This is a genomic window from Chitinophaga sp. RAB17, from assembly GCF_052114225.1.
Taxonomy (GTDB): domain Bacteria; phylum Bacteroidota; class Bacteroidia; order Chitinophagales; family Chitinophagaceae; genus Chitinophaga.
The window spans coordinates 1,036,228-1,050,177 of the sequence record NZ_JBFREI010000001.1; the positions used below are offsets into that span (position 1 = coordinate 1,036,228).

Consider the following 13,950-nt stretch of genomic DNA (forward strand, 5'->3'; position numbering starts at 1 on the left):
TTATATGAAAGCTAATATTATTCCTCTTTTCATCCTGCTGACGGTTGTCTTTACTGCCTGTAAAAAAGATCTGGGCAACTATCATTACTCCCCTCCTTCCGAGCCGCTGGTAGATGGCCTGGAGGGATCTATTGTAGATGCCATCGTAGGAGATTCCCTGATTGTAAGGCCATATGTGTATTTAGCAGGTGCTAATCCTGCTACAGACCTGACTTTTGACTGGGATATTGTAATAGCAGAAGAAGCCCGCGCTGATCACTATACGGGCTACCCGCTGAAAATGGTGTACAACCTGAAACCGATGTTACGCACCGCTAAACTAACCGTCACTGACAACCGGAATGGTATCAAATACTTTTACGCTTTTAGTATCCGTGGCGGCACCAAATTCTCTGTCGGCACTACCGTACTGAGTGTGGATCAGGGTATCACCAAATTATCGTTTATACGGCCCGATAGTACTGTCAACAGTAATCTTTATTATGCGCTACATAATGAAAACCTGCCGACCCATCCCATTCAACTATTCTCTAAGCCACTGGCTTACCAGGCTGGCACCACAGAAGATTACTGGGTTATTTGCCAGGATCCTGCCAAAGCCAGCGTGATCATTGATGGCAGCACTATGCTCCGGAAACATTATTTTGGTGATCAGTTCTTTTCTCCCCCATCACCACTCCTGACAGAAGCATTTGAAGGCTCCTCCGGCACGCCAACAGGTGTTATAAATGGTAAACTGTATCTCAGCGTTACTTCTACCGCACCATTCGCACCGGACTTTGGGAAGTTCTCCAGCATGCAAACCGGCGATTATTATCTCTCCCGTTTTTATACACGCACGGGTAACTTCTTCTTTGGATTTAATACCCTGACCAATGCCTTTGTATCATTTGATGGCGGCGGCAATTACATGGGTACTGACTACACCGTTACTGGTAATGCGTTTGATCCAAAAAACTTAGGCGCCGGCGAACTGATTTATATGCAGGCGATCCCCGGTATCACATATGCATTTTTCAAAACAGCAGATGGCAGTATCTATGAATATATTTTTTCTGTTGATATGGCTGATTACAATCAACGCGCTATCAAACCTATCAGCAAACGCATTTTTAAAGGTGCCGCTTTGATAGAAAAAGATACTAAATGGGCGCATGCTGCTGTAGACCTGTTTTACTTCACTTCAGCCGCTAAGATCTACGTGTATAATCCCGTAAACGGCGACCTGTATCCGCTGGATGCCAATTTTGGTGGCAGGAAAGTAACCATGATCCAGCTCAACAAGGAAGGCACCAAACTTACGGCAGGCATCGAAGGTAGCATACTTACCCTGGACGTAAGTGTTGGAAAAAATGGTGTCATTACCAACAGGGTAAATGGAATACCAGGTTCACCGGTAGATATTGTAATCAGAAAATAAAACAGCACTACATGAAATTCAATAAATATATACCCGGATTATTCATCGCACTGGCTTTCGGTGCCTGTAAAAAATCCAATGACAACAACACTTCCGCAGATAAAGGCCCTAAACCAGATAGCGTCTGGAAAGAACATTGGCTGGAACATACACAAACATTAACGCTGGCATATTATGACCAGGAAGTAGTGGTATACAAGGATGCGGGCGTAGGTCCCGCCATTGCATGGCCTTACCAGCTGATGTCCGATACCTGGAAGTACGCTAAAAAAGTATATGGCAAAATGGGAGATGATCCACGTTTGTACGTAGTGTTGCATGGTGGCACCTATGGCAATGTAGGCCAGCCGCAGTATTACCCCGATGCATCCGGAGAACACCGCAACATTGTGGACTTCAGCGCAGGCAACTGGAACAGCTTTGTTTTCCCGGAACCAGGTATGATCCATGAAGTATGTCATATCGTAGAAAGTGTAACTAACCAGGTGAAAGGATCCCCGGCATTTGAAGTGTGGGGCGATAGTAAATGGCAGGACATCTTTGTATATGATGTATACAAAAACCTGGGGCTACAGGATAAAGCGGCTGCCTGGTATAACTTTTATCTCGATGATGTTGTTACCTATCCCAGTAAAGGCAGTCATTGGTTCAGAGATTGGTGGATGCCAATCTATAGCAAATATGGCGAAGCACAGGTGTTGAATAAATTTTTCGTGCTGCTTTCTCAGCATTTCCCCAAAGTACCACTGGGCAAAGAACAGGAATATTCCAGGAGAATGAACCTCGGCGAATACATTCACTTTATGAGTGGTGCTGCGGGTGTAAATCTGAAAGCACAGGCTACTATTGCCTTTGGATGGCCCGATGCGTGCGACCGGCAATTTAAGCAGGCCCGCGTGGACTTTCCCAATGTGAAATATACCGAATAGTGGAATTTCTTTTTATCAAAAATCAGCACAAAAAATGAAGTCAACATATACACTCATTTTCCTTTCCTTATTATTTGTTTCCTGTTCAAAAACGGAAACAGCAGATTTATCTGTCGGCGATACCAACCCTCCGTTAACACTAAAGGAGCATTGGTTCGACTACCAGTCGGAATTAAAAAGGGTATACCTCGATGATCAGGTGGCCACCTACTTGGCGCCTGATATGGATACCACCCTGTCGCTTACTTTTTATAACAACTTCTCCTCCCGGCTTTGGAAATATACCAAAGAAAAATATGGCAATTTTGGAGATGACCCACATTTGCTGGTAACCATGCACGACGGGGAATACCTCAATGGGGGCGGTTTCTTTGGCACGTTATCTACCTACCGCTCCTCCACTTGCGATTATAAAAACCTGGTGGTAGTCAGCTCTACTATGTGGAAAGATTCTGCGATTATGTCTGCCGTACTGGCACATGAAGTAGGTCATATCGTAGAGTTTTCGAGTATGCAGAGGTCCGGCTCTCCCACCTTCAAGCTCTGGGGTGATAGTAAACTGATGGACATTTTTATTTATGATGTATACCTGGGTTTAGGCCTGCAACAGTTAGCCGACGACTCGTACAGCCAGTCGGTAGTCAGTGCAGCTCTCTATCCCAGGCCAGGTACCTATTGGTTTCGGGATTGGTGGTATCCGGTTTATATGAAGTATGGAAAAACAACGTTGCTCGTCAACTACTTCAAAATACTGGCTGCCAACCTTGCGCACGAAAAAGATAAACAGGGTTTTGAAAATTATACAGAAGATGTAAACCTGGGCGAGTTTGTTCACTTCATGAGCGGCGCCGCAGGCGCGGATCTCAAGGCACAGGCAAAAATTGCTTTTGGTTGGACCATGGAAAATGAACAGCAGCTCATCAACGCAAAAGAAGATTATCCTAACGTAAAGTACTAAACGCAGGGGCATCGTATGTATGGTGATGCCCCTATTTTTTTAATAGTAAAAACCACCACATGAAAAAAATACTGAGCTTAGTCGCATTCCTGGCGCCTGTATTAGTCGCCGCTCAATCAGGCCCCTTCACCATCAGCGGCAAAATCGGTACGCTGAACGCACCCGCAAAAGCTTACATCGATTATATGGATAATGGCAGCGGTGTAGAAGATTCCACCATGCTGGTAAATGGCACCTTCACGTTTACCGGTCGCAGTAATGGGTACTCCTATGCACGCCTGGCACTTTCACATGATGGCGGTGGCAAACAAAAAGCCGTTTACACCGGGGATGTGATCTACTTTTATTTTGGTAAAGAAAAAGTGTTGATTTCTTCGAAAGATTCTTTAGACAACGCGGTGTTCAGCGGATCAAAAGTATATAACGAGTATGCAGCTTACAATAATGCCATTGGAGGCAGCATCATGTCGCTGACTAAAGCTGCCAATGCTGCCTTTGCCAAATTAACTGCCGCGCAACAAAATGATACGTCTTTCACCAACCAGGTGAACAACGATTATATGGCCAGCAGGAAAAAGAGAACTGACAAACAAATAGCCTTTGCAAAGGCGCATCCGGCCTCCTTCTTTGGAATGGTGGCGTTATCAGAAGCAGCAGGTGGCAAAGTAGATCTCCCGTTGATAGAGCCTATTTACAATGCCATGAACAAAAACCTGCAGGCTTCTGACCAGGGCAAAGAACTGGCACAGCGCATCGCCGCCACCAAAAATATTAAAATCGGTGCTATGGCACCGGCATTCACACAAAACGATGTGAACGGAAAAGCAGTACAGCTGGCCGACCTCAAAGGAAAACCACTGTTAGTAGAGTTCTGGGCCAGCTGGTGTGGGCCCTGCCGCGCAGAAAATCCCAACCTGATCAGTCAATACAAATTATATAAAGAAAAAGGCTTTCAGATCATCGCCATTTCTTTAGATGACCATAAAGATAAATGGTTAGAAGCCATTGCTAAAGATGGAATGCCCTGGATACATGTATCCGATCTGAAAGGATGGAATAATGAAGTAGGTCGCCTGTATGGCATCAGGGCCGTACCCGCCAATTTCCTGTTGGATGGGGAAGGGAAAATCATTGCCGCCTCTTTGAGGGGAGAGGAATTGAATAAGAAACTGGCGGAAGTTTTCAAAGACTGATCTATCCTGATAGCATCCTTTATTTTATCCCGGTTGCATGATAGCAGCCGGGATTTTTTTGCTTAACCAGGGAGGGTGATATTTTCTTCATTTAAAGATACTTTCTTACATAACGCCTTTTATCCCTTATAGACACCAAAACATTTCCCTATTCAAAAGAAAAATAAAACGCGTTCTTGTTTCAGTCGGAGCCGCTTGTTTAAGTGTCTCCCATACACTTGTACATTATCAGCCTAATATGTTTATATTTATGCTAATGCCTTCAACACGTTATGCTAAAAAGAACTATACTGATCCCACTGTTAATGTCGTTGCTGTTGTATGCCAATGCCCAGGAGTTTTCCTCCCTGAATGTAAACAATGGCCTTTCCAACAACCAGGTCAACTGCATCTTCAAAGATAGCCGTGGATTTATGTGGTTTGGTACGATGAGTGGCCTCAACCGGTATGATGGCTTCACCTGCAGGATATTCCGGCATAATGCTGCCGATCCGGCTTCCATCTCCGATGATTATGTAACTGGTATTACAGGAGCCCCCGGCAACCGACTTTATATCCGTACGCGCGCAGGGGATGTGCTGTATGATCCTGTAAAAGAACAGTTTTCAGATGCCGGCGCATGGCTGAAAAGCAAAGGCCTTCCGGTAACAGGTATTACCTGCACCCAGCAAGCCGACAGCTCCTTCTGGATAGGCTACCAGGATGGTAACATCTATCGTATCAATGAAAAAAAGAAGGGAGCTGTTACCCGTATCCTCCATCACGCCGGCATTGCGGTAGCAGATATTACGAAAACAGCCGCCAACCGTCTCGGGGTCCTTTACCTGAATGGCGAATTGGATATGCTGGATATCAACACCAACCAGCTGTTGACACACTCGGATGCCATTACCCGTTTCGTAGATAATAAACCGATATCATTCCGTTTGTTTACAGATGCACAGCAGGACATATGGGTATACATGCCCGGCAGTGATTTCGGTGTCATATATATCAATAGCAAAAATGGCGCGGTACGGCGGTTATCATCAAAAAACAGCGCTTTAAATAATGATATCGTCAACAGCATTGTCCAGGATGAAAAAGGACAGATCTGGATTGGAACAGACCACGGCGGCATCAATGTGCTGGACAAAGAAAACTTTACGATTTACTATCTGCAGAGAAGAGAAGAAGATGTGAAAAGCGTGGCGGAAAACGCCATTTACGCCTTGTACAAAGATGATTTGGGTATTATCTGGTGTGGTACCTATAAAAGAGGCATCAGCTACTATGCCGAAAACATGATGAAATTCGACCTCTATGTACATAAATATGCAGATGCACATAGCCTGAGTTATAATGATGTAAACTGTTTTGCGGAAGACCGGAATGGTAACATATGGATAGGTTCTAATGGCGCCGGATTAATTTATTTCGACCGGCACGCTAACACCTTCACGCGAATGACGCATCAGCCCCTTAACAACAATAGCATTAGTAATTATGTAATCTTAAGTCTTTATGTGGACGACGATAACAGCCTGTGGATCGGATATTATTTCGGGGGGCTCGACAACTATCGCAATGGCACCTTCACGCATTATCGCACCGATACCACCAGCAAGAGTCTGAGCAATAAAACCGTCTGGAAGATTTTCAAAGACAAACAACAAAACTTCTGGATAGGCACGCTGGGCGGGGGCCTCGACAGATTTGACCGCTCTGCTGGCACCTTCTACCATAACAATGTAAACATACCCAACTCCGTACATTCCAACTATATCACCGATCTGACAGAAGATACAAAAGGAAATCTCTGGATATCAACCGCCTATGGTATCGATGTACTGGACAAAGCCAAGGGAGTATATATACATTACCTCCGTGAGACTCATCAGCTGAGCAACGACAACACCAGCTCCCTGCTCTGCGACAGTCGTGGTATCATGTGGGTAGGCACCCGTGACGGACTGAGTGCCTATAACCCGGAGAAACAGCAGTTCATCAATTTTCGTATGCAGGATGGTTTACCCGATAATAATATTATTTCCATACTGGAAGATAATGATCATCATCTCTGGGTAAGTACCTCCAATGGGTTAAGTAAAATAATCGTACAATCCGATCCAAAAGGTACAATTAGTATCAGCTGTCATAATTATGATGAAAAAGATGGCCTGCAGGGTAATTCATTTAATGTAAACGCTGCTCTTAAGCTAAAATCCGGCGAATTATTATTTGGCGGAGCAGATGGATTCAACATCCTGGATCCGGCTAAAGTAAAACAGATCAGACACGAGCCCCCCATCGTGTTCACCAGTCTGCAACTCTTTAACCGCACCATTGCCGTAAATGAAAAACGGAACAATCATGTGATACTACCGGCTGCCATGCCTGAAATACGTGAAATTGTGCTACGCCACAATGAAAATGATTTCTCCATTGATTTCGCGGCACTCGATTTTACCAACACAGATAAAAACAGGTATACCTATACCTATAAACTGGAAGGCTTTAATAAAGAATGGCAAACTACCGATGGGAAGTCGCGGCGTATCACTTATACCAACATTAACCCCGGCAACTATACGCTGTTACTGAAAGCGGTAAACGATGACAACACCCAACCCTGGAAAGGCATATCACTGCGCATCCGCATACTACCTCCTTTCTGGGCAACGCCGCTGGCTTATGTGTGCTATGTTCTGCTCATTGCCGCCATCCTGTTGTTACTAAGAAAAATTGTTTTACAACGCGCCCAACGCCGCTTTGCATTACAGCAGGAACGGAGAGAAGCCCGGCAACTGCATGAACTGGACATGCTGAAGATCAAACTTTTCACAAACCTCAGCCATGAATTCAGAACACCGGTATCCCTGATACTGGCGCCACTGGAAGAAGTGATTACCCACGAAGAAGATCATAACTTCCGTCATAAACTATACCTGATACGCCGTAATGCCAAAAGGCTGCTCTACCTGGCTAACCAGTTGATGGATTTCCGGAAGATGGAAATGCAGGAGCTGAAGCTAAATCCGGCCACCGGCGACATCATTGGCTTTATCCGGGAAGTAGTATATTCCTTTACAGACCTGGCAGAGCGTAAACAGGTGGAGTTCTTTTTTCATGCAGACAATGAAACGTTATACACCAGCTTTGACCACGATAAAATAGAACGGATTCTTTATAACCTGCTCTCCAATGCTTTCAAATTCACACTGGCAGGAGGCGCCGTTAAAGTATTCACCAGCTTCCGCACCACAGATGACCAGGCCCTGCTGGAAATTAAAGTAGCAGATACCGGTATAGGTATCCCGCCGGAAAGGCATGAAAAAATTTTCGAACAGTTTTTCCATAGCGATTCTCCCGGAGGATTTGTCAACCAGGGCAGTGGTATCGGGCTGGCCATTACCAAAGAATTTGTAAAACTCTGCAGGGGCACCATCGTGGTAGACAGTGAAGTGAATAAAGGCACCTGCTTTACCCTGCACCTGCCATTGGAAATACTGCCGGTGGCTACTCAACAGGAAGTGGAAGAAATGACCGAAATAACAGAAACAGGCCCGTTCGATATATATGAACAGCCGCAGCAGGAATCGGTACTTCCTAAAGTACATACCACATTAAAGAAAGAGGAAAAGCAAACTATCCTGCTGGTAGAAGATAATGACGACTTCCGTTTCTATCTGAAAGAAAACATGAAGGCGTACTATCATATTATAGAAGCACCAGACGGATTGACCGGCTGGCAAAAAACGCTATCCGCCCACCCCGACCTGGTGGTGAGTGATGTAAACATGCCGGTGATGAATGGCATCGCCTTATGCACAAAAATCAAGAGCGATAACCGTACCCGGCAGATCCCTGTCATATTATTAACGGCTATGACGGGCGAAGAAGAACAACTCCAGGGACTGGAAAAAGGCGCCGATGATTATATGGTGAAGCCTGTGAGGTTTGAGATTATGCTGTCGAGGGTGCGTAACCTGCTGACACGCAGGGCGCCGGCAAAACAAATGATGATGTTGCCCCCTCCTGCCGATACAGGCACCGTATTATCTGCTGATGAAAAATTTATGCAGAAAGCACTGGAAATTGTGGAAAAGAATCTTTCTAACGCCAACTTCTCTGTGGAAGAACTCAGCAGGGAACTATTTATGAACAGGGTATCTGTTTACCGCCGCATCTATGCCATCTCCGGACAGCCACCTATAGAATTTATCCGGGGCGTACGCCTGCAACGCGCCGCTTATCTGCTTACCCAAACAGAAATGAATGTAACAGAGGTGGCTTATGAAGTAGGATTTAATAATCCGAAGTACTTTACAAAATATTTTAAAATGGCCTACAACATGCTCCCTTCGGCCTATGCAATGGCAATGAGGAAAGAGTAGCTGCAACAAAACAACCCCCTGGAGTGATACATTTGATACCCCCTGCATGCAACATAATATCCTGAATTATACACATCCCGCTACCCTGTGTTCGTGGTAATAGAAATAACTTTATTTCCATTACCACGAATGAATAAGTCTATGAAGTAGCAAACCAAAATCGACACTCGTTTCTTTTTTAAAATTTTTAATTTCTCCACGTATGAAAAGAGCCAGTATTACTGGAAGGCCATTCCTATGGGTATGGTTAACGATCACTTGCTGTGCCTTTGCCATTACAGCAAAAGCACAAAATCCACCTCCATCAGGAAAAAAAGTTACCGGCACGGTAACCGCTCATGAATCAGGACAACCTGTTCCCGGCGCATCCGTCATCTTTAAGGGCAGCAACACCGGGGTGGCCACAGACCAGTATGGTAAGTTCAGCATCGCTGCTGCCCCTGGTCAGGTATTAGTCTTTACCTCTATTGGCTTTACCGCCAAAGAGATAAAAGTAGGCGATGCTATGACGTTGAACGTAGTACTGAATGAAACCCGGAGTGCCCTGCAGGATGTAGTGATAGTAGGCTATGGTACCATGAAGAAAACAGATCAGAGCAGCGCGCAGGTATCCATTTCTTCCGCAGACATTAACAAAACGATCAACACCACCCTGGATCAGGCTTTACAGGGCCGCGCAGCGGGTGTATACGTTACACAAAACTCCGGGCAACCCGGAGGCGGCATCTCTGTCAATATCCGCGGTGTTAACACCATTGGTAACACCAACGAACCCTTGTATGTTATTGACGGCGTACAGATACAGCCTGCCAACGTTTCCTATGGTGCTACCAGCTCCGTTAATCCACTTGCGGGTATTAACCCTTCAGATATTGAGTCCATGGAAGTATTACAGGGTCCTTCCGCAACCGCTGTTTACGGTTCCCGCGCAACTAACGGGGTAATACTGGTCACCACCAAAAGAGGTCAGCAAGGGCTGAAAGTGGGATACAACTATCTCTATACTGCCCAGGAAAAGCCAGACCCCATCAAAACCATGAGCCTGCAACAATTTGCCATCATGAACAACGAAATTGCTACACTGTTGAACCGCACGCCCACTGCAGAATTCAAAAACCCTTCGGTGCTCGGCGCCGGCACCAACTGGCAGGAAGCACTCTTCAAAGTATCGCCGCTGCAAAAACATCAGATCACTGTCAGCAATGGTACCAAAACGACCAACTATTATATGGCGGGTGAATATTTCAGTCAGCAGGGTGTCGCTACCGGATCTGATTTCAACAGGTATTCTTTCCGGCTGAACCTGGACAACAAAGCTTTTGACTGGCTTAAATTAAGTACCTCTCTCAACTTCTACCAGACCAAAGAAAAGCTGGCTTCTACCAGCGAAGATGTGATCCGTAATGCGATCAACCTGGCACCTAATATCCCGGTAAAAAATGCGGATGGCTCCTGGGGTGGCGCTACAGAAAATGAGTATGGCAGCAATGCAAAGTATGCCCCGCTGAATCCTTTGGCGATCGCAAGTCTTATTAGCAACGACTACAAGAGAACAGGTGGTTTGGGCGGTCTCAGTGCAGAAATCAATATTCTCCCGGGCCTTACTTTTAGAACCAGCTTCAACGGCAACTTCGAATATGCAGATGGCGCCAAATTTACGCCCACCTACCAGCTGGGATATAATTCCAATGAAAATGCCACTATGAGTATCAGTACCAACAAAAACTTCTACTGGAACCTGAATGAACTGGTACAATACAATAAAACAATTAAGAAACACAGCTTCGGGGTGATGGCGAGCCATGAAGCGCAGGCCTGGAACTACCAGAGCTACAACGCTACCCGCATCGGTTTTGCCAGCAACGAAATCCCCTCCATTAACCTGGGTAATGCGCAGGGACAAAGCACTGGTAGCGGTAAAGGCTCCGGCGCACTGGAATCATATCTCGGACGTGTTAATTACGTGTATAACGATAAATACATTCTCCAACTGGCGGGTCGTGCAGATGCCTCCTCTATCTTCGGCACTAACAACCAGTGGGCATACTTCCCTTCTATATCTGCTGCCTGGCGTATTACCAGTGAGCCATTCATGAAAAATGTTCCCTTCATCAACGACCTGAAGATACGCGCGGAATATGGCACCACCGGCAGCACAGGTAGCGGCGGACAATACTCCAGTCTGAGTGCAGTTACCACTCCCTGGGGAAATGGATATAAATCCAACGTATACGGTAACGCTGATATCAAATGGGAATCCACTACCACAAAAAATATTGGATTTAATCTCAGCATACTGGATAACAGGATACAACTGGAAGCGGACTACTATATCAAAAAAACAAACAATCTGCTGCTGCTAAATCCGCTGCCTGCTTATATGGGAACCCAGGGAGAAGGTGCTATTACTCCTCCTACCGTGAACATAGGCACCTTGCAGAACAAAGGTTTCGGCATCACATTGAATACCGTAAACATAAAGAGCAGCGGTGGTTTTGTGTGGAGAACCAACTTCAACGTATCTTCTTTCAAAACAAAAATCACCGAATTCTATTCAGATGCAGCCGTAGTTACCCGCTCTGCATGGTATATGAATAATTTCAGTGCACGTGCTACTGTAGGCCAGGCACCCTGGCTGTTTTACGGCTACGTAGCAGATGGATTGTTCACCTCTGTAGATGAAATTAACAAAAGTGCAGTTCCTGCAAAAGCCGATGGCAGCAGGCTGGATGTTGCCAAAGATGGCGGTGTATGGGTAGGAGATATAAAATATAAAGATCTGAACGGCGATGGTATCATCGACTCCCGTGATCAGACCAATATCGGCAACCCATGGCCCAAGCTCACTTTCGGTATGTCCAATACCTTCTCCTATAAAGGATTTGATCTTAACATCCTGATTACCGGCACACAAGGCAACGACATCTACAACTACCTGCGCTATGAAAATCTGAATCCCAATAATATCAACCTGGGACGCAACCTGCTGGTGGAAGCATTTGACTATGCACGTGTAACCGGCGATGGAACAAAAGCTTCCCTCCAGAATCCTGGTACTACCGTACCAAGAATTACCGGTACAGATGTAAACGGCAATGGCAACCGCTTCACTAACCTCTTTGTAGAAGATGGCTCCTATATCAGGATCAAAAATATTCAGCTGGGATACACCCTGCCTGCCTCTCTCATCAAACAACAACCGGTGATCAAAGCCGTGCGGTTATCCATCGGCGTACAGAACCTGGCCACCTTTACCAGATACAAAGGCTATGACCCGGAAGTAGGCGCCTCTCTTGGCAAAGAAGTGCAGCTAAACAGCCAGTTCTATGGCGTGGATGCCGGCCGATATCCCTTAACCAGGATGTATTCCGCCAGTGTAGGTATTGATTTTTAATGCAGTAAAAAAATTACAATGAACAATCATTTTTATACAAGATACCTGACCGCTTTCACATTATTGGTTATCCTGGGCAGCTGTAGTAAGAGCTTCTTAAACAGGCCCCCGGAAGATGCCATCGTGGATGTTAATTTCTACCAGACCTCCGACCAGGTAATGGCTGGCACCGCCCCGTTGTATGGCATCGTATGGTTTGCATATAATGATAAAGCTGCCAACGGTGTCGGTGATGGAAGAGCCGGTGTGCTCATGTCAGGCTCCTACCAGGTGGATAACATCCGGATGCAGACCACAGACGTTACTCCAGAAGTATACAGTTCCTGGACGGCTTTCTTCAACGTGGTAGCACAGTCCAATATGGCGATTAACAACATCACCAAATACACGGCAGCATCAGTACCCGCCAATATAAAAAATGCTGCCATCGCAGAAGGACGTTTCATGCGTGGACTGGCCTATTCCTACCTCGTACAAAACTGGGGCCCGGTACCGGTAATCGAGGATAACTATAAGCTGGTAACAGATACCTCTGTTAGTCGCAATACAGTGGAAACAGTATGGGGATTTATTATCCGGGAGATGCGGTTTGCTGCCGCCAATTTGCCTGCTACACCTATCCAGAAAGGGCGTCTCACGAAATGGTCGGCAGAAGGTATGCTTGCAAAAATATACCTCACCCGCGCGGGTCTTGGCAGCTCTATGACACGCAAACAGGCAGACCTGGATAGCGCCAAATGGTTTGCCAACGATGTCATTGTCAACAGTGGTGCTTCGTTGCTGAATAACTATGAAGACTTATTCCTCACAAAAAATAACAATAATTCCGAAAGCCTGTTTTCCCTGCAATGGAAATATGATGGCGACTGGGGCACACAAAACAGTGTGCAGGCATTTCTCGCCTACGGCTCTGAAATCACCGGCTTTGCCGATGGCTGGGGAAGTGATCTCGGCGCTTCACTGGACCAGTTAAGGTTATATTCTCCCAATGACAAAAGACGTAAAGGTACCTTTATGTTCCCCGGTGATCACTACTCCTACATCCATCAGTCAGTAGATGACCCTAATAATCCCGGTAAAAAGATCATCCAGGAATTACAGGTGCCATGGAATTCTAACGGCACTGACAGGTACAACACACGCGCCTGGGTTAAAAAATATGTAGTAGGCAGACCAGAAGATAATGACGGCAAAGTAACCCAGCAGCATACAGAAATTAATACCTATATGCTGCGACTGGCAGATGTATACCTGGTGTATGCAGAGGCTATACTAGGCAATGCTGCCAGCACTTCTGACGGAGAAGCACTGAAATATTTCAACGCGGTCCGCAAACGCGCCGGACTGGGTGATAAAACAAGCATTACCTGGGATGATATTTATAAAGAAAGAAGACTGGAACTCGCTATGGAAGGTCAGGCATGGTACGATATCCTACGCCTGCATTATTACAATCCGCAAAAAGCCATTGCCTTGCTGAATGCCCAGGATAAAGGCACCTACCGGATTGTGCCTAATACGGCGACCAATGCCACCAGCTGGACCATTAACTCCGACACCCCTGCTTTCTACCCTGTTACAGAAAGCAACTTCCTGTTACCTTATCCCGCCGCTGAATTATCAGCAGCACCCAATCTCAGGAAACCACCGGTGCCTTATCCCTATTAATCTTCAAAAAGT

Annotated in this window: 7 protein-coding genes; all 7 read left to right on the forward strand. The window is 45.8% G+C overall.

The window, feature by feature from the left end; translation table 11 throughout:
* Nucleotides 1-4: 4 nt before the first annotated feature.
* The 7 genes from AB4Z08_RS03960 to AB4Z08_RS03990 all read left to right on the forward strand — a co-directional run bounded on the left by AB4Z08_RS03960 (nt 5) and on the right by AB4Z08_RS03990 (nt 13,938).
* Entirely contained in the window at nt 5-1,420 is a 1,416-nt protein-coding gene (locus AB4Z08_RS03960; protein ID WP_441572472.1) for a PKD-like family lipoprotein, read from the forward strand.
* Between the two features lie 11 nt (nt 1,421-1,431).
* Nucleotides 1,432-2,349 (forward strand): hypothetical protein, encoded by a 918-nt coding sequence (locus AB4Z08_RS03965; protein WP_441572473.1) that lies wholly within the window; start codon nt 1,432-1,434, stop codon nt 2,347-2,349.
* Nucleotides 2,350-2,383: 34 nt separating this feature from the next.
* Nucleotides 2,384-3,307, forward strand: a complete 924-nt coding sequence (locus AB4Z08_RS03970; RefSeq protein WP_441572474.1) for a hypothetical protein — start codon at nt 2,384-2,386, stop codon at nt 3,305-3,307.
* Nucleotides 3,308-3,366: 59 nt separating this feature from the next.
* Nucleotides 3,367-4,500: a redoxin family protein gene (locus AB4Z08_RS03975; protein ID WP_441572475.1), complete on the forward strand. Its 1,134-nt coding sequence runs from the start codon at nt 3,367-3,369 to the stop codon at nt 4,498-4,500.
* Between the two features lie 272 nt (nt 4,501-4,772).
* On the forward strand, nt 4,773-8,876 hold the full coding sequence (locus tag AB4Z08_RS03980) for a hybrid sensor histidine kinase/response regulator transcription factor (protein ID WP_441572476.1): 4,104 nt from the start codon (nt 4,773-4,775) through the stop codon (nt 8,874-8,876).
* 202 nt (nt 8,877-9,078) lie between these two features.
* Nucleotides 9,079-12,270: a SusC/RagA family TonB-linked outer membrane protein gene (locus AB4Z08_RS03985; protein WP_441572477.1), complete on the forward strand. Its 3,192-nt coding sequence runs from the start codon at nt 9,079-9,081 to the stop codon at nt 12,268-12,270.
* Nucleotides 12,271-12,288: 18 nt separating this feature from the next.
* On the forward strand, nt 12,289-13,938 hold the full coding sequence (locus AB4Z08_RS03990) for a RagB/SusD family nutrient uptake outer membrane protein (RefSeq protein WP_441572478.1): 1,650 nt from the start codon (nt 12,289-12,291) through the stop codon (nt 13,936-13,938).
* The last annotated feature ends 12 nt before the right edge of the window (nt 13,939-13,950 follow it).

Excerpts from the sequence above, each read along its gene's own strand:
- AB4Z08_RS03960 (WP_441572472.1), top strand. The coding sequence starts at position 5 with ATGAAAGCTAATATTATTCCTCTTTTCATCCTGCTGACGGTTGTCTTT.
- AB4Z08_RS03965 (WP_441572473.1), top strand. The coding sequence starts at position 1,432 with ATGAAATTCAATAAATATATACCCGGATTATTCATCGCACTGGCTTTC.
- AB4Z08_RS03970 (WP_441572474.1), top strand. The coding sequence starts at position 2,384 with ATGAAGTCAACATATACACTCATTTTCCTTTCCTTATTATTTGTTTCC.
- AB4Z08_RS03975 (WP_441572475.1), top strand. The coding sequence starts at position 3,367 with ATGAAAAAAATACTGAGCTTAGTCGCATTCCTGGCGCCTGTATTAGTC.
- AB4Z08_RS03980 (WP_441572476.1), top strand. The coding sequence starts at position 4,773 with ATGCTAAAAAGAACTATACTGATCCCACTGTTAATGTCGTTGCTGTTG.
- AB4Z08_RS03985 (WP_441572477.1), top strand. The coding sequence starts at position 9,079 with ATGAAAAGAGCCAGTATTACTGGAAGGCCATTCCTATGGGTATGGTTA.
- AB4Z08_RS03990 (WP_441572478.1), top strand. The coding sequence starts at position 12,289 with ATGAACAATCATTTTTATACAAGATACCTGACCGCTTTCACATTATTG.